Here is a 22,072-nt window from a genome sequence, read left to right on the forward strand (position 1 = left end):
TGCGGCGATCCATTGACGCGCCGGACATCGCTTTGCAGCGGTGTCCGGCGCGTTGTTCATTGAGCGGTCGCGCGCCGCCTAGCCCGCCATATCGAGCACCACGCGGCCTTCGATCGCGCCGCGCTCCATGCGAGCGAACACGTCGTTGATGTTCTCCAGTTTTTCCGTGGAGACGGTCGCCTTGACCTTGCCTTCCTGCGCGAACATCAGCGACTCTTCGAGATCGAGGCGTGTGCCGACGATCGAACCGCGCACCGTCACGCCGCCCAGCACCATGTCGAAGATCGGCAGCGGAAAGTCGCCGGGCGGCAGGCCGTTCAGCGACACCGTGCCGCCCCGGCGCACCATGCCGAGCGCCTGCGAAAACGCAATGGGCGAGACCGCGGTTACGAGCACGCCGTGCGCGCCGCCAATTTCCTTCTTCAGATACGCAGCGGGATCGGTCGTTTTCGCGTTGACCGTCACGGTCGCGCCGAGGCGTTTCGCCAGTTCGAGTTTCGTATCGTCGACATCGACGGCGGCGACGTTGAGTCCCATCGCACGCGCGTATTGCACGGCCATGTGGCCGAGGCCGCCCACGCCGGAAATCACGACCCAGTTGCCAGGCCGCGTGTCGGTGACTTTCAGGCCCTTGTAGACCGTCACGCCGGCGCAGAGCACGGGTGCGATTTCGATGAAGTCGATATTTTTCGGCAGCAGGCCGACGTAATTCGCGTCGGCTTTCGCGTATTGAGCGAAGCCGCCATTGACCGAATAGCCGGTGTTCTGCTGCTGTTCGCAAAGCGTTTCCCAGCCGCCGAGGCAATGTTCGCAATGGCCGCATGCCGAGTAAAGCCACGGAATGCCCACGCGATCGCCTTCCTTCACATGCGTGACGCCCGCGCCCACACCCACGACATAGCCCACGCCCTCGTGACCGGGAATGAACGGCGGTTGCGGCTTGACGGGCCAGTCGCCGTGCGCGGCATGCAGGTCCGTGTGGCACACGCCGCACGCTTCGATCTTCACGAGTAGTTCGCCTGGCCCCGGAGTGGGGACGGCCACTTCCTCCAGCACAAGGGGTTTGCCAAATGCGCGGACTACCGCGGCTTGCATCGTCTTGCTCATCGTCGGGCTCCTGTCGAAGCTGAGTGGCGGCGCGCGGCCGGATGCGTTGCGCATCGCGGTGTCGCCGCACGTCCGCCTGCCTTTCGAGTTTGAAGGAAAGAATTGTCGTGTGCGATGAACTTGCTCAATAGTTGGTAATAAAACGGGTGAGAAGTTTTTGAAAGAAACTGCCGTTAATATTGAATAAGGTTTGGTAACGACTCCGTTGCACGAATTCATTGAGCCCGATGCAGAACGACTCCCTTTACGAGCGCGCCAGTGAGAGCCATTTCGCCGGCGACCTGGCGCGCGCGCGTCAGTTGTACATGCAACTGCTCGAAGCCGAAACAGCGCACGCGGGTGCGTTGTTTCGGCTCGGCGTAATCGGTTTGCAGGAAGGTACGCCGGCTGATGCGATCGGCTGGTTGCAGCGCGCACTCGCCGTCGAGCCCGGTCAGCGACGCTATCGCGAAGCGTTGGGGCAGGCGTATGCCATGGCCGCACGCCATGCCGAAGCGGCGCAGGTCTATCGCGCTCTGCTGGCGGACGACGCGTCGTCCGCCGATCTCTGGTGCGGGCTCGGCTCGGCGCTGCAGGCGCAGGGTGCGCTGGCGGAAGCGGTGGAGGCGTGGCGCGCGGCGCTGGAGAGCGAAGCGAACCGGGCCGGCGCCTGGAACAACCTCGGTAATTGTCTGCGTCTGCTGGGCGATTCCGGCGAGGCTCAGGCCGCGTATCGCCGCGCGCTCGCCTTGCAGCCGGGCGATGCCAGCGCATTGACGAACCTCGGCACGCTGCTGCAGGAAGCAGGTCGGGACGAGGAAGCGCTCGATAGCTTGCGCGCCGCATTGGCGGCCGCGCCGGGCACGGCAGTCGCGATGATCAACCTCGGCGTGCTGCTGACCCGCCTGGAGCGTCTGGACGAGGCGTTGCCCCTGCTCGAACGCGCGGTGGCCAGCGAACCGCATATGGCGCATGCGGCCTACAACTACGGCGTCGCGCTGCAGGCGCGCGGCCGTCTGCGCGAAGCCGAAGCGCAATATCGCCGCGCGCTCGCGCTCGAGCCGTCGCATGCGGAAGCGGCCAACAACCTGGGGAATGTTTGCCGCGATCTCGGCGATTACCCCGCTGCACGCGTGGCGTACGAAACGGCCATCCGCATCCGGCCGGATTTCGTCGACGCGTTCAACAACGCCGCCAACCTGATGCGCACGCTCGGCAGCTTCGACGAGGCGCAAGCGCTGTTGCGCCAGGCCCTCAGCTTCGATCCATCGCGCTCGGCCACGCTCAACAATCTTGGCAACGTGCTCAAGGACTGCGGAGACCTGGACGAAGGCATCGAATGCCTTCGCCGCGCCGTGGCGAGCGAGCCCGGCAACCTCATCGCGCACAGCAACCTTCTGTACGCGTTGTCGTTCCAGGCCGAAGATCCACAGGCGATTCTCGACGAGGCGAGACGCTGGTCCGCGCAGCACGAAGCGCCGCTCGGCGTGCATCGCACGCAGGCGCCTGTCGAACCGGCCGTGCGAAGGCGCTTGCGCATCGGTTACGTATCGGGCGATTTTCGTGAGCATTGCCAGGCATTGTTCATGACGCCGCTACTCGCCCATCACGACCGCACGCGCTTCGAGATTCATGCGTATTCGAGCGTGGTCAGGCCCGATGCGACGACCGCGCGACTTGCCGCGCACGTCGACGAGTGGCACGACGTGCGCACGTCGAGCGACGCGGCGCTGGCGGACCAGATCCGCGCGGACGGCATCGATATCCTCGTCGATCTCACGATGCACATGGCCGATGGCCGGCCGCTGCTGTTTGCGCGCAAGCCGGCGCCGGTGCAGGTCGCGTGGCTTGCCTATCCTGGCACGACCGGAATTGGCGCGATGGACTGGCGGCTCACCGATCCCTGGCTCGATCCGCCTGCGCACGATGGCCACTACAGCGAAAAGTCGTGGCGTTTGCCGCACACGTTCTGGTGCTATGACCCGCTTGCTTCGGAACCCGAAGTGAATACGCTGCCGGCATCGAGCGCCGGCCACGTCACGTTCGGCAGCCTGAACAACCCGTGCAAGCTCACCGATACGACGCTGAACCTGTGGGCCCGTGTATTCGCCCGTTTGCCTGCGGCGCGCCTCGTGCTCATGGCCGCCGAGGGTGAAGCGAGGCGCCGCCTCGCGCTTCGGATCGCGCGGGCCGGCATCGACCCGGCGCGCGTGCGCTTCCTGCCGTTCCGGCCGCGTGCCGATTATCTGCGCAGCTATCACGAGGTCGATCTCGGGCTCGACACGTTGCCGTACAACGGCCATACCACCTCGCTCGACGCGCTGTGGATGGGGGTGCCCGTCGTCACGCGCATCGGGGCGACCGTGGCGGGGCGCGCGGGCTTGAGCCAGCTCGCGAACCTGGGTCTTGCCGAACTGGCCGCCGATTCGGACGACGCCTTCGTGGAGACGGCGGTGAATCTCGCGAGCGACTTGCCACGCCTCGCGAACCTGCGCGCGACGCTGCGCGAACGCATGGTGCACTCGCCGCTCATGGACGGCGAACGCTTCGCGCGCGGCGTCGAGGCGGCGTACGAAGGTATGTGGCGCGCTGCAGCGCAATAGGGCCATCTGGCGCGTAAATACGGGGCAACCGGCGGCCGGGACTCAGCCGAACGGCCATCCAGCGTGCTGTATAAATATACAGTAGAATCCTAGCCTGACAGCCAGGGCCGCGCGCCGATTTCCCGCGCGCGCTGCGCTGCAAGTTGCCGGGCCGCGCCGCGTATTTGCCCCATTTCGCGCGCCGTCCGGCCCCACGCGTGTGATCCAGCCGGAATGCCAGCGCAAGTGAGCGATAACCGATCCATCCGAATCCGTGGTGCCCGCCAGCACAACCTCAAGAACCTCGACCTCGACCTGCACACCGGCGAAATGACGGTCGTCACCGGGCCTTCAGGCTCGGGCAAGTCGAGCCTCGTTTTCGACACGCTTTACGCGGAAGGCCAGCGCCGTTACGTCGAAACGTTCAGCGCCTACGCGCGCCAGTTCCTCGACCGCATGGACCGGCCGCAGGTCGATCGCGTGGACGGCGTGCCGCCCGCCATCGCCATCGACCAGACCAACCCCGTGCGCAGTTCGCGCTCCACGGTCGGCACGATGACGGAGCTGAACGACCACCTCAAGCTGCTCTACGCGCGCGCCGCGAATCTGTTCGACCGCGTCACGGCGCAGCCCGTGCGGCACGACACGCCTGAGACGATCTACGCCGAGCTGATGGCGCGCACGGCCACGGGCGACCCGCGTCTCGTGGTCACGTTTCCGGTCGAGCTGCCCGATACGACCACCGAGGAAGAAGTCGCGCAGTGGCTCTCCGCGAGCGGCTATACGCGCGTGCAGGCACAGCGCGAGGTGAAGACCGCCGAAGGCACGCGCAAGCTGCTCGACGTGGTCGCCGACCGTTTCCGCATGCAGAACGTGGAGAAAAGCCGCGCGATCGAGGCGATCGAAGCCTCGCTCAAGCGCGGCAGCGGGCGCGTCAACATTTACGTGCTCGAGAGCGGCGACGCCGAAGCCGCGGCCGAGCCGCAGATCTGGCGCTTCTCGACCGGGCTGCACTGCCCGGACAGCGATTTGCGCTACGCCGATCCGCAGCCCGCGCTGTTCTCGTTCAACTCGGCCTACGGCGCCTGCGACGCGTGCCGCGGCTTTGGTCGCGTGATCGGCGTGGATTGGGGCCTCGTGATACCCGACGAGCGCAAGACGCTGCGCGGCGGCGCGATCAAGCCGCTGCAAACGCCGGCGTGGAAGGAATGCCAGGACGACCTGATGCGCTATGCCGCGAAGGCCGGCATTCCGCGCGATACGGCATGGTCGGAACTGACGCAGGCGCAGCGCGACTGGGTCATCGACGGGGCGCCGGACTGGAAGGGCAGCTGGCAGACGCAGTGGTACGGCGTGAAGCGCTTCTTCCAGTATCTGGAATCGAAAGCCTACAAGATGCACATCCGCGTGCTGCTGTCGAAGTACCGCAGCTACACGCCGTGCGAAACCTGCGGCGGCGCACGCCTGAAAACCGAGGCCCTGCAATGGCGCCTCGGCACGCAGCAGAACGCGGACGACGTGCTCGCGCCATCGGGGCGCTTCCTGCCGCACGGCGTGGACTGGACACGCGCGCAGCTCGAAGCGTTGCCGGGCCTTACCGTGCACGACGTGATGCTGCTGCCGATCGAGCGCATTCGCCGCTTCTTCGACAATCTTTCGCTTTCCTCAGCACTGCTCGATGATGCGCTGAAGCTGCTGCTCGAAGAAGTGCGCACGCGCCTGAAGTATCTCTGCGACGTGGGCCTCGGCTATCTGACGCTCGATCGCCAGAGCCGCACGCTGTCGGGCGGCGAAGTGCAGCGTATCAACCTGACCACGGCGCTCGGCACGTCGCTCACGAAAACGCTGTTCGTGCTCGACGAACCGAGTATCGGCCTGCATCCGCGCGACCTCAACCGCATCGTCGAAGCGATGCAACGTCTGCGCGACGCGGGGAACACGCTCGTCGTGGTCGAGCACGATCCGTCCGTGATGCTCGCGGCCGACCGCCTCATCGACATGGGTCCCGGTCCAGGCGAACGCGGCGGCTCGATCGTCTACGACGGCACGCCGAACGATATCCGCTCGTCGGGCACCCTGACGGGCGAGTACCTGGGCGGCCACCGCGCCGTCGCCGACGCTTCGCACTGGGAGCGACGCCCGGTTGACGCGTCCACGCCGAATCTTCTGCTCGAAGGCGCGAGCGAGCACAACCTGCGCGACGTGACCGTGCAGATTCCGCTGCAACGCCTCGTGTGCGTGACCGGCGTCTCGGGCTCGGGAAAATCGACGTTGGTGCAGGACGTGCTCTATCCCGCGCTCGCGCGGCATCTGGGCAAGGCGACCGAAGCGCCGGGCACGTTCCGCAAGCTGAGCGGCGCGGAGCAGATCAGCGACGCCGTGTTCGTCGACCAGTCGCCGATCGGCAAGACGGCGCGTTCGAATCCGGCCAGCTATGTCGGCGCGTTCGACGAGATCCGCAAGCTGTTCGCCAAGGCGACGCTCGCGAAGCAGCGCGGCTACACGGCGGGCATGTTCAGCTTCAACTCGGGCGAAGGCCGCTGCCCGACTTGTGGCGGCTCCGGTTTCGAGCACATCGAAATGCAGTTCCTGAGCGATGTGTACCTGCGTTGCCCCGATTGCGACGGCAGCCGTTATCGCGCGGAAGTGCTCGAAGTGAAGATCGAGCGCGCGGGCCGTACGCTTTCGGTCGCGGACGTCCTCGACCTCACCGTGAGCGAAGCGGTGCAATGCTTCGCTGAGGATGCCGAAGTATTGCGCGTGCTGCAGCCTATCGTGGACGTGGGCCTCGAATACGTGAAGCTCGGCCAGCCGGTGCCGACGCTCTCGGGCGGCGAGGCGCAGCGCCTGAAGCTCGCGGGGTATCTCGCGGAAACCGCGCAGTCGCGCGGCAAGGAGGCGGGCGGCCGCCTCTTCATGTTCGACGAACCGACCACGGGCCTGCATTTCGACGACATCGCCAAACTGATGCGCGCCTTCGGCAAGCTGCTCGTGGGCGGTCATTCGCTGCTCGTGATCGAGCATAACCTCGACGTGATCCGCGCCGCCGACTGGCTGATCGATCTCGGCCCCGAAGGCGGCGATGCAGGCGGCGAAGTGGTGTGCGTCGGCACGCCCGAGGACGTGATCGCGTGCCCGCGTTCGCATACCGGCGCGGCGCTCGAGCGCTACGAAGCCGCGCTTGGCAGCGGTGTCGAACTGCTGGCGGAAGAAGAGGGCGTGGCGCTGCAAACCGCGTTGCGTGCCGCGCAGGCGCGCCGCGAGGTGCAGGGCGAGGACGTGGTGCGCATCGTGAATGCGCGCGAGCACAACCTCAAGGCGCTCGATGTCGATATTCCGCACGGCCGCTTCAACGTCATCACGGGCGTGTCGGGCTCGGGCAAGTCCACGCTCGCGTTCGACATCCTCTTTCACGAAGGCCAGCGGCGCTACCTCGAATCGCTCAACGCGTATGCGCGTTCGATCGTGCAGCCCGCGGGCCGTCCCGAAGTCGATGCCGTGTACGGCATTCCGCCGACCGTCGCGATCGAGCAGCGCCTTTCGCGCGGCGGCCGCAAGAGCACGGTCGCCACGACCTCCGAGGTGTGGCACTTCCTGCGTCTGCTTTACGTGAAGCTCGGCGTGCAGCACTGCGTGCATGACGGCACGCCCGTCACGTCGCAGAGCGTCGATGCGATCGTCGCGCAGCTGCTGCGCGAACATCGCGGCCAGCATGTCGGTTTGCTCGCGCCGCTCGTCGTCAATCGCAAGGGCGTCTACACCGATCTCGCGAAGTGGGCGAAGGCGCGCGGCAACACGCATCTGCGCGTGGATGGCGAATTCGTGCCCGTCGCGCCGTGGCCCAAGCTCGACCGCTTCCGCGAGCATACGATCGAGTTGCCCGTGGGCGACCTCGTGATCGAGCCTGAAAACGAGGCGCAATTGCGCACGCTGCTCGCCACGACGCTCGAAGCGGGCAAGGGCATCGTGCACCTGCTCGCGCCGCTCGACGGCCTCGATCACGTGATTGGCAATGGCGGTTCGACGGCGAGCATCGGCGAGGTGAAGGTGCTGTCGACGCGGCGCGCCTGCCCGGTGTGCGGCACGAGCTATCCCGAACTCGATCCGCGTATGTTCTCGTACAACAGCAAGCACGGCTGGTGCACGACCTGCGTGGGTACGGGCCTCGCGCTCACGCGCGAGCAGCGCGCCGCCTACGACGACACGATCGTCGCCGAAGACGGCCGTGGCCGCGAGCAAACCTTGCCTTCGGAGGAGCAGGAACCCGACGGCATGGTCGACGAGCCGTGCCACGATTGCGGCGGCACGCGCCTGAATCCGGTGGCGCGCGCCGTGACGTTCGACGCGCATGCCATCGTCGACGTCGCGCAGTGGACCGTGGCGGATACGCGCCGCTGGATCGATACGCTGAAGCTTGGCGGCCGCGACGCGCAGATCGCGCGCGACGTGGTGAGCGAGATCCGCAGCCGGCTGCAGTTTCTGGAAGAAGTGGGGCTCGGCTATCTGAGCCTCGATCGCGCCGCGCCGAGCCTTTCGGGTGGCGAGGCGCAGCGCATTCGTCTCGCGGCGCAACTGGGCAGTAACTTGCAGGGCGTCTGCTACGTGCTCGACGAACCGACCATCGGCCTGCATCCGCGCGACAACCAGATCCTGCTCGACGCGCTGCGCAGCCTCGGCGAGAAGGGCAACACGCTCGTCGTGGTCGAGCACGACGAGGACACCATCCGGCGCGCCGATCACATCATCGACATCGGTCCGAGCGCGGGCAAGCGCGGCGGCCGCGTGGTCGCGCAGGGCAGTGTGGCCGATCTCGCGGCGCAGGCCGATTCGCTCACGGGCCGCTATCTCGCACAGCCTATCCGGCACCCGCTGCAGCCGCGCCGCGAAGTGCGTCCGGCGCGCGCGGGACGCGAGGCGGTGCCGGGCCAATGGCTCACCGTGCACGGCGGCAAACTGCACAACCTGCGCAACGTCACCGCGCAGATTCCGCTCGGACGCCTCGTGGCGATTACGGGCGTGAGCGGCTCCGGCAAGTCCACGCTCGCGCGCGACGTGCTGCTTTCCAATCTGCTCGACGCCGTGGGGCGTTCGGTGCTGTCTTCGCCTGCCGAGCGCCGCGCACGCAAGGCGGTGAAGGAGAAAGCGCCGAGCGCGGCGGAACGCCGGTCGAGCGTGCTCGCGCGCACGAGCGCGAAGCCGAAGCTCGAGGTTTCGCATACGTGGCAGGGCTGCGATTCGATTAGCGGATGGGAAAGCATCGACCGCGTGCTCGAAGTCGACCAGACGCCGATCGGCAAAACGCCGCGTTCGTGCCCCGCGACCTATATCGGCGTGTGGGACGCGATCCGCCGCCTTTTCGCCGATACGCTCGAGGCGCGCGCCCGCGGCTATAGCGCGTCGCGCTTCTCGTTCAATACCGGCGACGGACGCTGTCCCGCGTGCGAAGGCCAGGGCGTGCGCACCATCGGCATGAGCTTCCTGCCCGACGTGAAGGTGCCGTGCGACGTGTGCCACGGCCAGCGCTTCAATCCGGAAACGCTGGCGGTGACGTGGCGCGGCCGGAACATCGGCGAAGTGCTGACGATGGAAATCGACGAGGCCGTGGAGTTCTTCGGCTCGATCACGAGTATTTCGCACCCGCTGCAACTCATGAAGGACGTGGGTCTCGGCTACCTCACGCTCGGCCAGCCTTCGCCCACGCTCTCGGGCGGCGAGGCGCAGCGCATCAAGCTCGTGACCGAGCTCTCGAAGGTGCGCGACGACATCACGCGCCGCGGCCAGAAGGCGCCGCACACCCTCTACGTGCTCGACGAGCCCACGGTGGGCCTGCACATGGCCGACGTGGCGCGCCTCATCAGCGTGCTGCACCGGCTCGCGGACGCGGGGCATAGCGTCGTCGTGATCGAGCACGACCTCGACGTGATCGCCGAAGCCGACTGGATCATCGATCTCGGGCCCGAAGGCGGCGTGGGCGGCGGCACGATCGTCGCCGCAGCCGATCCCGAAGCGCTCGCGAAGGTGCGGGCGAGCCATACCGGCGCGGCGCTCGCGCCCGTGCTGGCGCGTGGCCAGGGCGACGTGAACGCCGCCGAAAGCAAACCTGCACCAGAGCGGCGCGCAACGGGCGCAGCGGCTTCAAGCTAAAGGAACGGAGCGGGCCGCAGAGGCCCGCTCTGCCTTGAAACCGCTTGATCTGTGCCGCGCGCGCAAGGTATCATGGGTTCCGCTTGCAGCAAACGTTCGCTCACCTGTAGCGGCGTCACCTGAGAGCGGGGCAGCGGACTGCAGATCCCCTCCGCACCGGTCGCGGGCTCCACACCCAGGCTACCTCATCAGTGCAGCAAGGCTTCGCAGTTCGTGCGCGAAGCCTTTGTCTTTTCAGGGAAGACCATTCTTTGCCGATCGTTGTATCGGTGCCTTGCCCTTGACGAAGCGAGAGGAATTAATCGATGTTCGACCTCGATGGAGAGGCGCGCGAACGGCTCATCGTGTGGATTCGACGCCGCATGGAAGAGTACGGCATTACGTTCGAAGAGCTTGAAGCGTCTATTGCCGAAAGCGAAAAAATACCCAAGTACCGCGACGCATACGGGAATACGTGGAATGGCGAGGGCGATATGCCGGCCTGGCTGTTGCGCTATAAGCACGCGGGACAGGATATCGAGCATTTTCGCTGCTAGCCATGACGGTGCGTGAGTGCGCGCCGGTGTTGCCCTTCGACTGCCAGACCGTTCGCGGCGCATGCCGCAAAGCCCGCGCATTGGCGCGGCGCCCGGTATTATTCAGCATAGTTTTAAAATGCCTTTCGGCGCGAGCCGGGATTTAATTGCGCCTCCTAATGTGCCGTGCCGGTTTAGGCGCGCAATGATTTATGCATTCTTTTTTGCCGGCATTTGCGCGCGTAATTAGTCAGCTTTTTTGAAAACTCCGGTTGGCTGCGCGATCAAGCTGCGCGACAATCTCGCCCATTGCGTTCTTGCTACGGCAGGGAGGTAGTCATGGCGATACTCGTGCTGGGCCTCGTTATTTTCATTGGTGTCCATTCGATCCGCATCGTGGCAGGGCCCTGGCGTGCCGCGCAGATCGAGCGCCTGGGGCCGCGTGCCTGGCGAGGCGCGTTTGCGTTGCTCTCCATTCTGGGCTTCGTGCTGATCGTCTATGGCTACGGTCTGTCACGCCGCTATCCCGTGCCGATCTGGCTGCCGCCGTTCTGGATGGCGCATGTCACGGCACTTCTCACCGCCATTGCCTTCATCCTGATCGTCGCGGCCTATGTGCCGGGCAATCACTTCAAGCGCGCGGTCGGCCAGCCATTCGTGAGCGGCGTCGCGCTTTGGGCGTTCGCGCATCTGCTCGCCAACGGCACGCTCAACGACATCATTCTCTTCGGGGTGTTCCTCGTCTGGGCGTTGTTCGAGCTGCGGGGCGAGAACCGGCGCGATCGCGAAGCGGGGGTGGTCTATCCGCCGGGAGAAGTATCGCGCGATGCGATCGTCGTCGTGGTCGGGCTCGTGGTCTGGGCCGTGTTCGCCTTCTGGCTGCATGGCGTGCTGATCGGCGTGCGCCCGCTCGGCTGAGCGTGCGGCGGGCCGCAGGCGCGCTGCAAAAAAGAAGCCTGCGCATGGCAGGCTTCACAAGGTACAGCTCGGAGTTCCGCGATCAGATCGCAGCGGCACGATCATAGGGCCAATTCATGAAAGCCACGTGAAAGTCCGCGCGACTCGGCTCGCATCGCCGCCGATGCATCAAAGATCGAAGAACACCGTTTCCTGTTCGCCCTGCATGCGGATGTCGAACGTGTAGACGATGCTGCCGGCCTGCTCGCTACGGCGCGCGATCAGCGTGTCGCGGCGCGCGGCGGGCACGGCCGAGAGCACCGGGTCCGCGGCGTTCGCGGCGGCTTCGTCTTCGAAGTAGATGCGCGTGAAGGTGTGCGTGAGCATCCCGCGCATCATCACGATCACGTTCAGATGCGGCGCTTCGCCGGCGTTCTCGACGCCCGGCTTCACGGTGTGCACGATGAAGCGGTGCTGCGCATCCGTACCCGTGCCCACGCGTGCAAAACCGCGGAAGCCGTCTTTGGCGATTGCCTCGCGCGAAGCCGGATAACGGCCGTTTGCGTCGACCTGCGAAAACTCGAGCATCGCGTCGAACACGGCGTTGCCGTCGCCGTCGATCACGCGGCCGATCAGCGTAATGTGCTCGCCCGGCGTTTCGGGCTCGACCACGTTGGCCGTGAAGAGGCTCTTCAGGTCGAAATCGTATTGCTGCGGACACAGGCCGTAGGCGAAGTACGGGCCGACCGTTTGCGAAGGCGTTTCCTTGAGTGCCATGGTTCAACGCTCCGTGGGGGTTTGGTTCGGGCCGCGCAGCACGATGTCGAATTCGTAGCCGAGTGCGTAGCCTTCTTCGGTGGTGTCGAGCGAGAAGCGCGAAATCATGCGCTCGCGTGCGTCTTCGGGCGTGCCCTGATAGATCGGGTCGAACGCGAGCAGCGGGTCGCCGGGGAAATACATCTGCGTGACGAGACGCGAGCCGAAGTAGTCGCCGAACAGCGAGAAGTGGATGTGATTCGGACGCCACGCGTTCGGGTGATTGCCCCAGGGATATGCACCCGGCTTGATCGTGAGGAAACGATAGCGGCCGTCGTTATCGGTGATCGCGCGGCCGGCGCCGAGGAAGTTGGGATCGAGCGGCGCGTCGTGCTGGTCCTGCTTGTGGACATAGCGGCCGGCGGCGTTGGCCTGCCAGATCTCGACGAGCGTATTGCGCACCGGCTTGCCGCCTTCGTCGAGCACGCGGCCCGTCACGATGATGCGCTCGCCGAGCGGCGCGCCATTCCTGGCCGCGTTGCGCGTGAGGTCGTGATCGAGCGCGCCGAGGTCGTCGGTGCCGTACACGGGCGCGTGCTGGTTGCGCAGCTTTTCCTTCAGGGGGATGAGCGGGAGCGTGGGGCCGCGTTTGACCGACGAACGGTACGGCGGATAAACGTACGCGGGGTGCGAGTCGAAGTCGCGCGGCGACAGGATGGACTCGTCCATGGGGTGTCTCCTGGGTTGGATTATTGGGGGAAGGGGGCCTGGCGCCGGCAACGGTTGGCGGTGCGACCCGATGCCGCCACTTTATCCAAAGCGAAAAGTTATGCAAAATGATGTTTTTTCGCAGCTCGTATAACGAACCGTTATGCAAAACCGGCTCGCGGACGGACGCGTCAAATTCCGTCATCTCCAGTGTTTTCTTGCCGTGGCGCAGATGGGCAGCGTGCAGCAGGCCGCCGAGAGTCTTTCGGTCACGCAGCCCGCCGTGTCGAAGACGATCGCCGAGCTGGAACTCGTGCTGGGCGTGAAGCTGTTCGAGCGCGGCCGGCACGGCGCGGTGCCCACGCGCGAGGGGCAGCTTTTCATGCCGCACGCGAGCGCCTGCATGAGCGCGCTGCGCCAGGGCGTGGCCTTGCTCGCGCGCGACGAAGGCGCGGTGGCCGCGACGCTCGATATCGGCGTGCTGCCGACTGTGGCGACGGCGTTGCTGCCCGGTGCGTTGCGCCACTTCGGCGAGGAATGGCCGCGCGTGAGCGTGCGGCTGGTGACGGGGGCCAACACCGAACTGCTCGAGCGGCTGAAGACAGGCGCGATCAGCTTCGCGGTGGGCCGTCTGGCCGACCCCGAGCGCATGGTGGGCCTGAGCTTCGAGCAGCTGTACAACGAGCCGCTCGCCGTGGTGGTGCGCGCGGGGCATCCGCTCGCGCAGGGGGCGGGGCTGCCGGCGCAACTCGCCTCGTTTCCACTCGTGTTGCCGCCGTTCGGCACGTTGATCCGCCAGGCGGCTGACAGTCTGCTTGCCGCCTGGGGCGCGCCGCCGCTGTCGGCGTTCGTCGAGTTGCTGTCGGTTTCCGTGGGGCGCGCGCTCGCGCTCCAGAACGACGCGGTGTGGTTCGTGCCCGCCGGCGCCGTCGAGTACGACCTGCGGCGCGGGACGCTGGTGCGGTTGCCGTTGCCTTCCGCGGGCGGCGAAGAGCCGGTGGGGGTGATTCAGCGGACCGATACCCAGCCCACGCCTGCCGGTCGCGTGCTGATCGAGGCCGTGCGGCGTGCGGCGCGCGAGCGCGACGTGCGGCCGGATGGCTCAGCGGCGCCGCGGACGCGGCGTGCGCGCGCTGCCAACCCTTCCGCTGGCAAGCGTTCGCCCGACGCCGGGGGGTGAGGGCTTCACGGTTCCCGCAGACCCGACACTGCGCGCCGGATTCAGCCGGCCGTGAGCTTCGTCCTGGCGCGTGACTTCGAGGTTGCCGACGCTTCCGGCGCGACGCCGGGCAGGCGCGCGCTCGTGGCCATCCACAGCACTTCGGCGTCTTCCTCGCTCGTCGAAATGGCCGCGTGGCCGGTGCGGCTGTCGAAGTAGAGGCTGTCGCCGGCTTCCAGATAAGTGGGCGCGTAGAGCTCCGAATACAGGCACACGCTGCCGCTGATCACGTAGAGAAACTCTTCGCCTTCGTGGCGGCCCCAGTCGTCGAACGCGTCGAGCGAATGCGCGGTGATGCGGATGCGAAACGGCAGCATCGCCTTGTGCGCGAGATCGGTGGCGAGCAACTCCATCTGATAGCCGCGATAGGCGTGGCGCTGACCCGCGCCGTTGCGCGTGAGCGCGCGGCGGCCGCCGGCATTGAGCCTGGGCGGGGTGCCGAACAGCTCGGCCAGGTCGATTCTGAGCCCGCCGACGATCTTTTGCAGCACGTCGAAGGTCGGCGACATGAGGCCGTTTTCGACTTTCGACAGGGTCGAGCGCGAGACGCCGCACAGGCGGCTGGCCGTATCGAGCGTCAGGTCCTGGGCGACGCGCGCGGCGCGCACGCGGCGGCCGAGGTCGGTGGTCGCCGTGCTGGCGGATGGGGTGAGCGTGGAATCCATGGGCTACGTTCGAATGCTGACGAAAAGCCCTGGTTGGGCCCCGCGATGTCTTACCGATCATATCAAACGGTTGCCCGCGCGAAGCGCTGACCTCGCCTGGCCGGCCGGTCTGCGACGTTGGCTCGGCGGTATGGGGCGAGCCGTCACGCATCGACGCCCTGTTCAATTGCGAATTAAAACGATTCGATTTAACGATCTTTAAAAATTAATCCGTCGATGTTTTAACAAATTTTAAAGATTTACTGGGTTTGATATTAGAATAAGGCCTCAATATGCGTCCATGCGCCGCGGCTCCCACGGATTTTGATATTTATCATTGTAATCAGATGATGTAGATCAAGTGGAGAGCGCAAAATGCATGACGAACGACTCGAATTGTTGATGGCAATCTCGCGAAGAACGCTCGGAATCGAGAGCTTCGAACTGACCGGGAAGCCGACCACCGACGCGCACCTCGTGAGCGCCGAGGATATTGGCCGCGCGCTGGAGTCGGCGTACGACGCCGGGTTGATCGTCGGCTACCGCATGGGGCGCGCGGAGTGCGAAGAGAACGCCTGAATACCGCGTGACGCGATTCAGAAGCGGCGTCCTTTACAAGGGCGCCGTTTTTATTTTGGCCTGGATTAACACGATAATAAACGTCGCCTGATTAATGGGCGATGTGGCGCCTGATCAGTCCCGACGATTGTTAATCGGCGCTGCATCGGCTGCATGACTCCCGGCGTTTCCGCACCGGCGCCGGCTACCAGGCAAACCTGACCAATCAGACGAGCCGTCGCAACGGCGCGAGCGACCAGTCGTGCGGCACCCCATGCACGGCGAAAAACCACGCGGCCACCCATGACGCGGCGACGACGATCAGGTCGCAACGTCCGCTGCGCCACCAGTTCAGCGAGTGCCGCTGAAAGATCCACGGCACACCGAGCGGATTGGGCCAGTCGGCGAACAGGTGGATCACGCCTCCGCAGGCGAAGCCGAACGCGGGCGCCGCGAGCGGCAGGTGCCCGAGTTTGTGATACGACCACACGAGCAACGCGATCCAGCCGATGCCCCAGTGCGTGAACGTGCGATGCGTGATCCAGAGGCGCCGCTTCTTGCGCCACCAGGCGACCTCGAGCCAGTCGGGCGCCGAACCGCCCGCGACACCCGCCGCGAACGCGAGCGCGGCGTAGAGATGCCAGGCGCTATCGGCGCCCTGACGCGTGACGATTGCGGCGGCGATGACGCCGGCGGCCCAACCCGTGGCGTGATGTGCGGTGCCTGATGCCATGAAGCGGTGAGTTGCGAAGTCGAAGGGGGCGCAATCTTCGCAGATGTGTCGCCGTTATGACAGGGGTGACACGCGGGCGACATGCGGAACGTCGTGTGGCGCGTGCGGTGCACGCGCCAGCCGTTCGCGCGTCAGGTCGTGCAGCGCGCTACGTCGAAGCGCAGTTCTTCTTCGGGCGGATCGTTCGACGCGGACGCGCCGTGCGTGACGCGAATGACCGAGCCGTGGCCGTTCGGCGTGAGCGTGACGAAGTACGACGCGTCCGAGCGCGAGCCCACGCTCAGTTCGGTCGTATTGCCGTCGCGCGAACTGTGCACGTGCGGCAGGCGGTCTTCGAGGCAACTCGCGACCGACGAAGCCGATCGCGCCGACGAAGCGTAGATCATCGGTTCGCCGTTCGAAGCGGTGCCGGACGGCGGTGTCGATCCACAAGCGGCGATGAGCGCGAGCGGAGTCGCGGCGAGGAGTCGTTGCGTGAGCGTTTTCATAGGCGACGTGACAATATCGAAGCAGCGGATTATGCCAATAAGTATACGCACGCTGATCTGAATCAAGGCCCACGCAGACGTAAAAAGATGCAACAGGTAACAGGAAAAAACGCACATGCGCTTGTGGCGCATGTGCGTTTCGCAAAGGCAGGGCAGCGCGGCGGGTCGCGCCGCATTTGCCCAACTCCGAGCGATCAGAAGCGGTGACGCAAACCGACTGTCGCGGCCACTTGGTTGTTCGTCGAAGAAGGCGAGAGCGTATTGATCGCAGCGACGTTCGCGATGCCCGAGCCGTCGGCGTTATAGCCGAGCGAGCCCGAAGCGTGCTGATAGACGCCGGCGAGATAGACGTCCGTGCGCTTGCTCAACGAGTAGTCGGTGCCAACCAGCACGGTGTGCCACTTCGGGCTGTTGCCGCCGCCGTTGCCCGTGACCGTGCCGTCGGTAAATGTGTAGGAGCCGACGAACGCGAGGGCGGGCGTCAGATGGTAAGCGCCGTTGATCTCGTAGTTGTCGACGTGCAGGTTCAGGCCCGAGAGGCCAGGCAGCGGCGCGCTGCCGCCACTCGAGAGACTCTGCATGCCGTCGATCTGCGAGTGCGTCCATACGAAGCCAACCTGTGCCGGGCCGTAGGTGTAGTTCACACCCGCGCCGAACGAGCGCTGCAGCCGTGCCGAGATGTTCTGGTCGGCCGAAGCCGCGCTGTTCGCAGCGCCGAGGCCGCCGGAGTTGTTCTGTTGCGAGTAGGCGGCTGCGAAGTTCAGCGGGCCGTTGCCATACGATGCGCCCACGCTCCATGCGCGGCCATTCGCGAAGCCGCTCGCGTCGTTGCTGAAGCCGTACAGGCCGCCGAACTGGAAGCCCGCGTAGTTCGCGCTGGCGTACTTGACCGAGTTCTTGATCGAATAGCTTTGCGCGAGGTTGTCGTTGTCGAACGGGTGGCCCGCGAGATTGTTGCCGAAGCCCGCGCCGGCTTCCGAAAGCGGCGAGAGGTAATCGACCATCGAGTCATATTGCCGGCCGAGCGTGAGCGTGCCGAACCGGTCGCTCTGCAGGCCGACCCAGGCCTGGCGGTTGAAGCCGCTGTCGCCGTTCTTGTAGCCGCCGTTGTTGAGATTGAAGCCGCTCTCGAGGGTGAAGATCGCCTTCAGGCCGCCGCCCAGGTCTTCGGCGCCGCGAAAGCCGAAGTAGTTGTTCGAGAGGGCGCCGCTGCCCTGAGCCCACAGGCTGTGGCCGCCGACGTTGTTCGCGTAGACGATGCCGGCGTCGAGCGAGCCGTAAAGGGTGACGGTGCTTTGCGCATGGGCGCTGATGGCAAATGCACTGAGGACGCCTGCAGCAATGAGTGCTTTTTTCATGTTTTTCTCCGGTCAGAACTTGGGGAATCTCAGGCCGAATATTCTGAAAATCGATTTCGTGCCCGGATGATTCGCAACGAAGTGTAGGCCCGGTATTCGATGTATTTACGCAAATCGACGCAACAATGCATCCATCTCATTTCGCGATTGGCATTAATAGCCGTAAGTGACTGCATATAAAGCGTTTTTCTATTGGATTATCGGGTGCGACAAAATGGTCGATCTGGATAATCCGTTGTGCACCCGCGACGATGCGGCAAACGCGCGCAGGAGCTGGCCTAGCGCGAATTCAACGCTTTTTCAAGCGCGATTCTTGTCGTTTGGTGAAAGGTACTGTTCCAGATCATGAAGTGAACACACGCATTGTGCGGCGGTACAATTTCTGCAGCCCTCGACCAAGGGTGGTCTTTTTTCATCTGTTTTTACGCGGCTCTCGGGCCGCGTTTTTTTGCCTGCGGGAAATATTTTAAATTAATGCGCAAGGCGGAATGGTGCGTTGCGGAAAACGCAATGATTAAAATCGCCGGCCGATATTCTGGTTTGGTGGCGCGATAATCCGAACCGGCTGGATAGAAAGACGTGGCGCCCGACGCGCGACGCGATCCGGGTAGAATCTTGCCCTTGCCCCGCGACGGGCAAGTCCCGCGCAGAACCCGATGAAAGCCCCGCCATGACCGATTCCTCACCCGCAACCGATCCCGATTTCCCCGCCGATGACCTCGCAGCCGAAGCCGAGGTGATCCAGGAAGCGCGCCTGTGGCGCAAGGACGGCTGGACCGCGCGCGTGATCAAGAACGAGGACGACGACGGCTGGGCCGTCGAAATGATCAAGGACGGCGAGCCGGAGCCTGCACTCGTCGGCCCGTGGACCATGGGCCGTGACAAGAAGAATCCCAAGCCGCTCGATACGTCGGCGTTCAACACGCTCGTGAAGACCGCTTCGGAGGTGCTGCGCCGGCACGAGCAGCAATTGCGCGCGCTCTTGCACAAGCGCGTGAGCGTACAGACCGCCGAAGGCGACGTGGACGTGACGCTCGACATCGTTCCCGACGAGTACGAGCCCTACGCGCTCGTCAGCGCGATCGACGCGTTCGGCGAGCAGCTCGCTCAGGCGCGCGTCGCGCCGAACTTCAAGCTCACGAAAGCGCGCGCCGAAGCCTGGGCCGAAGGCGGCTTCGGGCGTATCGAGTAAATCTCAGAGCCTGCCCGCTTACTCCTGCTTGCAGAAGATCGCAGTCAATAGCGGTCCGGCATGGTGGACGATGGCGTTATTGCCTGCCGCCGTGAGGGCCGCCTGCACCCTGGCCTGGGTGCCGACCACGACGGCCCCGTAGGCGGAAGGGGCGATGGGCGTGCCGTCGCCGGTCTTGAAGAGCGGGTCGTCCTTCTGGAAACCCACGATGGCGAACACGCTGAAGCCATAGGCGGTCATCCGCTGGCCGTGCGCGGGCCAGAACGCGTTGATCGAATTGCTTTCGACCTTCATGGGCTTCGGATCGATCAGGTTTTGCGTGATCAGCCCCGAGATGAAGTCGTGTGCGGACTCGCTACAGGTCAGTGAATCGTCGATGGCGGCGGCGTGAGCGTTGCCGGCGAGAAGCGTCAGGACAGCAAGAAAAAGGGCGGCGAAGGTAAAGCGTTTCATTACGTGAATGGCGAAAGTGCGTGCGCCGGGGCCGGATTGCGGCGGGCGCAAAACGCCCGGGCTGGCGCGAAGGGTTGCACTCTACGCGTGTTCGCGCGATTCCGCTTGCGGCGCCGCGGAAGCCGGTCTGGCGCTTTGCCTTACAGAACCACAAGCAAAAAGTGGGACGAACGTCGGAATACCTGCAAGATTTCTGGAAGGCGTATATATTGCGCGGTTATGACCGAAAAAGATAAATCTGTAAAAATGGCTCCGAAAGCGGTGCCGCTGCCGCGCACGTGGGACGCTCGCGCGGCGCGATGGCTCGTCACTCCGCTAGTACCCACGCGCGTTACCCCGAATCATCTGACCACGCTGCGACTCCTGATTGGCGTTGCCGGCGGCATTTTTCTGGCGCGCGGAGACTTTCTGCACGTCAATATTGGCGCGTTTCTGATCGTGTTGTCGAATTTTGTTGATCATACCGACGGCGAACTGGCGCGTATCAGCGGCAAAACCAGCCGCATCGGGCATTTCTACGATCTCGCGGCGGACGCGCTCGTCACCGTCCTGCTGTTCCTCGGCATGGGCTACGGCCTCGGCGTCGTGGCCGCCCATTCCGGCACCGAATGGCGTGTGCCGCCGGCCGTGCTCGGCGGCATCGCGGGCGTCGCGGTCGCCGTGATCTTTTTCCTGCGCATGCGCATCGAGGAAATGGCCGGCAAGGCGGGCACCCAGCAGGCGTTCGCCGGCGGCTTCGAGACCGAGGACGTGCTGTATCTGCTACCCCTTGTCACGCTGACGGGCGTCGTGTCGCCATTCATTATCGCGGCTTCGATCGGGGCGCCGTTATTTGCCATCTGGGTGGTGCTCGACTATGTGCGCGTGACGCGCCGCCTGCGCCCCGCCAAGGAAACCTCCCAGGTGTGGAGCAGCCGATGAGCTTGCAAGCAGAACAAGAACCGGTCGTAGCGCCCCCGCGCCAGCCCGCGCCAGCCCGCGCGGCGGCCGGCGAGCCGGACGGCGCAATCGGCCGCGCGCTGCAACCGCTGAACACCGCGCGCCTGCGCGACGACTACCAGAGCCAGGGCTCGTTCCTGTACCTCTCCGATTTTCTGCCCGCCGACGCCACGCAACAGTTGATCGACGCGGCCGACGCGCTGCTTCCCGAAGTCAACCGCAACTATCTGCCGGGCCACAAGGCGGGCGGCAGCGTGAGCCGTCACACCATCGACCGCCTCGCGCCGTACATCGCCGAGCTTTACCGCTCGCCGCAGCTCATCGCGTGGCTCGAAAAGATCACGGGCGACCGCCTGCAGCTTTCGCCCGAAGACGACCCGCACGCTTACGCGCTCTATTACTACACACGCGCCGGCGATCACATCGGCTGGCATTACGACACGTCCTATTACGACGGCCGCCGCTATACGGTGCTGCTCGGCGTGATCGACGAGTCCTCGTGCAAGCTCGACTACGAGCTGCACACGAAAGACCCGAACAAGGCGGATGAGCCGGGCTCGGTGCAGTACCCGCCGGGCGCGCTCATCGTGTTCGACGGCGACAAGCTTCGCCATCGCGTCACGCCGAGCCTCGAAGGCGAAGTGCGCGTGTCGCTCACGCTCGAATACGTGACGAACCCGAACATGCGCCCGTGGCGGCGTTTCATTTCGAACATGAAGGACGCCATCGCGTACTTCGGTTTCCGCCAGGTGTTCCGCAAGGCATTGGGAGGCAAGGTGTGAGCCGTGCTGCCATCCTGCTGCTGTCGATCGGCACGGCACTCTTCATCGCGCTGCTCGCCTGGCAGGGGCTCGGCTCGGTCACGGGTGCGCTCGCGGCCGCCGGCTGGGGCCTCGTCCTCGTCGCGGCGTTCCACGTCGCGCCGCTCGCACTCGACGCGGGTGCGATCGCCGTGCTCTTCGGCAAGGACGAGCGCGTCGACCAGCGCGATGCACTGCTCGCGCGGTGGACCGGCGAATCGGTCAACAGCCTGTTGCCTGCGGGCCAGATCGGCGGCCCCGTAGCGATGGTGCGCCAGCTCGGGCAACGCGGCATGCAAATGCGCAACGCGGCAGCGGCCATCACCGTGAGCACGACGCTGCAAGCCGTCGCGCAGATTGTCTTCGCCGTATTCGGCATCGTGCTTTTTTCGGCCTACGCCGCGAATGGCGCGCCGCGCGACCTCGGCGTCGCCGCGCTGATCGCGACCGCCGTGCTCGGCGGCCTGATCGCGCTGTTCTATGTCGCGCAGCGCCGCGGTCTGTTCGGCCGCCTGCTGCGTCTCGCCTCGAAAGTGTTCGGCAAGCGCGACTGGTCGGCGCTTGCCACGCGCGCCGACGCCATCGACGAAGCCGTGAAGTCGCTTTACGCCCGGCGCGGCCGTGTGGCGGCCAGCTTCGCGCTGAGCCTCGCGGGCTGGCTCGTGGGCACGGTGGAAGTGTGGCTCGCGCTGCGCTTTCTCGGCCATCCCGTAGGCTGGATCGATGCGCTGCTGCTCGAGAGCATCGGCCAGGCGATTCGCGGTGCGGCCTTCGCCATTCCCGGTTCGCTGGGCGTGCAAGAGGGCGGTTACCTGCTGCTCGCGCCGCTCGTCGGCCTGCCGCCCGAGGCGGCGCTCGCGCTCTCGCTCGCCAAGCGGGCGCGAGAAATCCTGCTCGGCTTGCCGGGCCTTCTGTATCTGCATTTCAGCGAACGTAGCTGGCAACGCCGGCGCGCCTTGCGCGTCCCCGCTGTCGAAGTCGCCGATTGACCTTTTTTCTC

Annotated in this window: 18 protein-coding genes; 10 read left to right on the plus strand and 8 right to left on the minus strand. The window is 65.3% G+C overall.

What is annotated here, in order from left to right:
- Nucleotides 1-78: 78 nt before the first annotated feature.
- Nucleotides 79-1,107 carry an alcohol dehydrogenase AdhP gene (adhP, locus tag AB4Y40_RS31700; RefSeq protein ID WP_368691232.1) on the minus strand — a complete coding sequence of 343 codons (1,029 nt, stop codon included), beginning with the start codon at nt 1,105-1,107 and terminating at the stop codon, nt 79-81.
- A 227-nt stretch (nt 1,108-1,334) separates the two neighbouring features.
- Here adhP and AB4Y40_RS31705 point away from each other — a divergent pair, with 227 nt between their 5' ends.
- The 4 genes from AB4Y40_RS31705 to AB4Y40_RS31720 all read left to right on the plus strand — a co-directional run bounded on the left by AB4Y40_RS31705 (nt 1,335) and on the right by AB4Y40_RS31720 (nt 11,245).
- Nucleotides 1,335-3,689, plus strand: coding sequence for a tetratricopeptide repeat protein (locus AB4Y40_RS31705; protein ID WP_368691233.1), 2,355 nt, complete (start codon nt 1,335-1,337; stop codon nt 3,687-3,689).
- 225 nt (nt 3,690-3,914) lie between these two features.
- Nucleotides 3,915-9,812: an excinuclease ABC subunit UvrA gene (gene uvrA, locus AB4Y40_RS31710; protein WP_368691234.1), complete on the plus strand. Its 5,898-nt coding sequence runs from the start codon at nt 3,915-3,917 to the stop codon at nt 9,810-9,812.
- A 305-nt stretch (nt 9,813-10,117) separates the two neighbouring features.
- Nucleotides 10,118-10,348: an H-NS histone family protein gene (locus AB4Y40_RS31715; protein WP_254315634.1), complete on the plus strand. Its 231-nt coding sequence runs from the start codon at nt 10,118-10,120 to the stop codon at nt 10,346-10,348.
- 318 nt (nt 10,349-10,666) lie between these two features.
- Entirely contained in the window at nt 10,667-11,245 is a 579-nt protein-coding gene (locus AB4Y40_RS31720) for an NnrU family protein (protein ID WP_368691235.1), read from the plus strand.
- A 168-nt stretch (nt 11,246-11,413) separates the two neighbouring features.
- Here the strand turns inward: AB4Y40_RS31720 and pcaG are convergent, their stop codons facing one another.
- Entirely contained in the window at nt 11,414-12,001 is a 588-nt protein-coding gene (gene pcaG, locus AB4Y40_RS31725) for a protocatechuate 3,4-dioxygenase subunit alpha (RefSeq protein WP_368691236.1), read from the minus strand.
- A 3-nt stretch (nt 12,002-12,004) separates the two neighbouring features.
- Nucleotides 12,005-12,709, minus strand: coding sequence for a protocatechuate 3,4-dioxygenase subunit beta (gene pcaH, locus AB4Y40_RS31730; protein ID WP_069267444.1), 705 nt, complete (start codon nt 12,707-12,709; stop codon nt 12,005-12,007).
- Nucleotides 12,710-12,851: 142 nt separating this feature from the next.
- Between pcaH and pcaQ the strand changes: the two genes are divergently transcribed.
- A complete protein-coding gene (gene pcaQ / locus AB4Y40_RS31735) occupies nt 12,852-13,868 on the plus strand; it encodes a pca operon transcription factor PcaQ (protein ID WP_368691237.1) in 1,017 nt (338 codons plus the stop codon).
- 41 nt (nt 13,869-13,909) lie between these two features.
- On the opposite strand, the gene AB4Y40_RS31740 is transcribed toward pcaQ, so the two are convergent.
- Nucleotides 13,910-14,572: a helix-turn-helix domain-containing protein gene (locus AB4Y40_RS31740; RefSeq protein ID WP_368691238.1), complete on the minus strand. Its 663-nt coding sequence runs from the start codon at nt 14,570-14,572 to the stop codon at nt 13,910-13,912.
- Nucleotides 14,573-14,926: 354 nt separating this feature from the next.
- Between AB4Y40_RS31740 and AB4Y40_RS31745 the strand changes: the two genes are divergently transcribed.
- Nucleotides 14,927-15,130, plus strand: coding sequence for a hypothetical protein (locus AB4Y40_RS31745; RefSeq protein ID WP_368691239.1), 204 nt, complete (start codon nt 14,927-14,929; stop codon nt 15,128-15,130).
- A 205-nt stretch (nt 15,131-15,335) separates the two neighbouring features.
- Here AB4Y40_RS31745 and AB4Y40_RS31750 read toward each other — a convergent pair whose 3' ends face one another.
- The 3 genes from AB4Y40_RS31750 to AB4Y40_RS31760 form a co-directional block, all read right to left on the minus strand.
- Nucleotides 15,336-15,842: a metal-dependent hydrolase gene (locus AB4Y40_RS31750; protein ID WP_368691240.1), complete on the minus strand. Its 507-nt coding sequence runs from the start codon at nt 15,840-15,842 to the stop codon at nt 15,336-15,338.
- A gap of 131 nt (nt 15,843-15,973) precedes the next feature.
- Nucleotides 15,974-16,330, minus strand: a complete 357-nt coding sequence (locus AB4Y40_RS31755; RefSeq protein ID WP_069267449.1) for a sugar ABC transporter ATPase — start codon at nt 16,328-16,330, stop codon at nt 15,974-15,976.
- Between the two features lie 194 nt (nt 16,331-16,524).
- Nucleotides 16,525-17,688: a porin gene (locus AB4Y40_RS31760; RefSeq protein ID WP_368691241.1), complete on the minus strand. Its 1,164-nt coding sequence runs from the start codon at nt 17,686-17,688 to the stop codon at nt 16,525-16,527.
- A 670-nt stretch (nt 17,689-18,358) separates the two neighbouring features.
- On the opposite strand from AB4Y40_RS31760, the gene AB4Y40_RS31765 reads away from it, so the two are divergent.
- Nucleotides 18,359-18,880 (plus strand): hypothetical protein, encoded by a 522-nt coding sequence (locus AB4Y40_RS31765; protein ID WP_342923819.1) that lies wholly within the window; start codon nt 18,359-18,361, stop codon nt 18,878-18,880.
- An 18-nt stretch (nt 18,881-18,898) separates the two neighbouring features.
- Here the strand turns inward: AB4Y40_RS31765 and AB4Y40_RS31770 are convergent, their stop codons facing one another.
- Complete coding sequence (locus tag AB4Y40_RS31770) at nt 18,899-19,333, minus strand: hypothetical protein (protein WP_342923818.1); 435 nt, start codon at nt 19,331-19,333, stop codon at nt 18,899-18,901.
- Between the two features lie 219 nt (nt 19,334-19,552).
- On the opposite strand from AB4Y40_RS31770, the gene AB4Y40_RS31775 reads away from it, so the two are divergent.
- Genes AB4Y40_RS31775 through AB4Y40_RS31785 form a run of 3 tightly spaced genes read left to right on the plus strand, consistent with a single transcriptional unit; the run spans nt 19,553 to nt 22,061 of the window.
- Complete coding sequence (locus AB4Y40_RS31775; RefSeq protein ID WP_368691242.1) at nt 19,553-20,254, plus strand: CDP-alcohol phosphatidyltransferase family protein; 702 nt, start codon at nt 19,553-19,555, stop codon at nt 20,252-20,254.
- Nucleotides 20,251-21,054, plus strand: coding sequence for a 2OG-Fe(II) oxygenase (locus AB4Y40_RS31780; protein ID WP_368691243.1), 804 nt, complete (start codon nt 20,251-20,253; stop codon nt 21,052-21,054). Before AB4Y40_RS31775 ends, AB4Y40_RS31780 begins: the two co-directional genes overlap by 4 nt.
- Entirely contained in the window at nt 21,051-22,061 is a 1,011-nt protein-coding gene (locus AB4Y40_RS31785) for a flippase-like domain-containing protein (RefSeq protein ID WP_368691244.1), read from the plus strand. Before AB4Y40_RS31780 ends, AB4Y40_RS31785 begins: the two co-directional genes overlap by 4 nt.
- Nucleotides 22,062-22,072 lie beyond the last annotated feature (11 nt).

Origin of the sequence: Paraburkholderia sp. EG287B, assembly GCF_040965595.1 — a bacterium.
Lineage (GTDB): Bacteria > Pseudomonadota > Gammaproteobacteria > Burkholderiales > Burkholderiaceae > Paraburkholderia.

Coding starts and splice junctions, on each gene's coding strand:
- AB4Y40_RS31760 (WP_368691241.1), bottom strand. CDS start 17,688: ATGAAAAAAGCACTCATTGCTGCAGGCGTCCTCAGTGCATTTGCCATC.
- AB4Y40_RS31740 (WP_368691238.1), bottom strand. CDS start 14,572: ATGGATTCCACGCTCACCCCATCCGCCAGCACGGCGACCACCGACCTC.
- AB4Y40_RS31780 (WP_368691243.1), top strand. CDS start 20,251: ATGAGCTTGCAAGCAGAACAAGAACCGGTCGTAGCGCCCCCGCGCCAG.
- AB4Y40_RS31715 (WP_254315634.1), top strand. CDS start 10,118: ATGTTCGACCTCGATGGAGAGGCGCGCGAACGGCTCATCGTGTGGATT.
- pcaG (WP_368691236.1), bottom strand. CDS start 12,001: ATGGCACTCAAGGAAACGCCTTCGCAAACGGTCGGCCCGTACTTCGCC.
- pcaQ (WP_368691237.1), top strand. CDS start 12,852: ATGCAAAACCGGCTCGCGGACGGACGCGTCAAATTCCGTCATCTCCAG.
- pcaH (WP_069267444.1), bottom strand. CDS start 12,709: ATGGACGAGTCCATCCTGTCGCCGCGCGACTTCGACTCGCACCCCGCG.
- AB4Y40_RS31765 (WP_342923819.1), top strand. CDS start 18,359: ATGACCGATTCCTCACCCGCAACCGATCCCGATTTCCCCGCCGATGAC.
- AB4Y40_RS31770 (WP_342923818.1), bottom strand. CDS start 19,333: ATGAAACGCTTTACCTTCGCCGCCCTTTTTCTTGCTGTCCTGACGCTT.
- AB4Y40_RS31705 (WP_368691233.1), top strand. CDS start 1,335: ATGCAGAACGACTCCCTTTACGAGCGCGCCAGTGAGAGCCATTTCGCC.
- AB4Y40_RS31745 (WP_368691239.1), top strand. CDS start 14,927: ATGCATGACGAACGACTCGAATTGTTGATGGCAATCTCGCGAAGAACG.
- AB4Y40_RS31720 (WP_368691235.1), top strand. CDS start 10,667: ATGGCGATACTCGTGCTGGGCCTCGTTATTTTCATTGGTGTCCATTCG.
- AB4Y40_RS31750 (WP_368691240.1), bottom strand. CDS start 15,842: ATGGCATCAGGCACCGCACATCACGCCACGGGTTGGGCCGCCGGCGTC.
- adhP (WP_368691232.1), bottom strand. CDS start 1,107: ATGAGCAAGACGATGCAAGCCGCGGTAGTCCGCGCATTTGGCAAACCC.
- AB4Y40_RS31755 (WP_069267449.1), bottom strand. CDS start 16,330: ATGAAAACGCTCACGCAACGACTCCTCGCCGCGACTCCGCTCGCGCTC.
- AB4Y40_RS31775 (WP_368691242.1), top strand. CDS start 19,553: ATGACCGAAAAAGATAAATCTGTAAAAATGGCTCCGAAAGCGGTGCCG.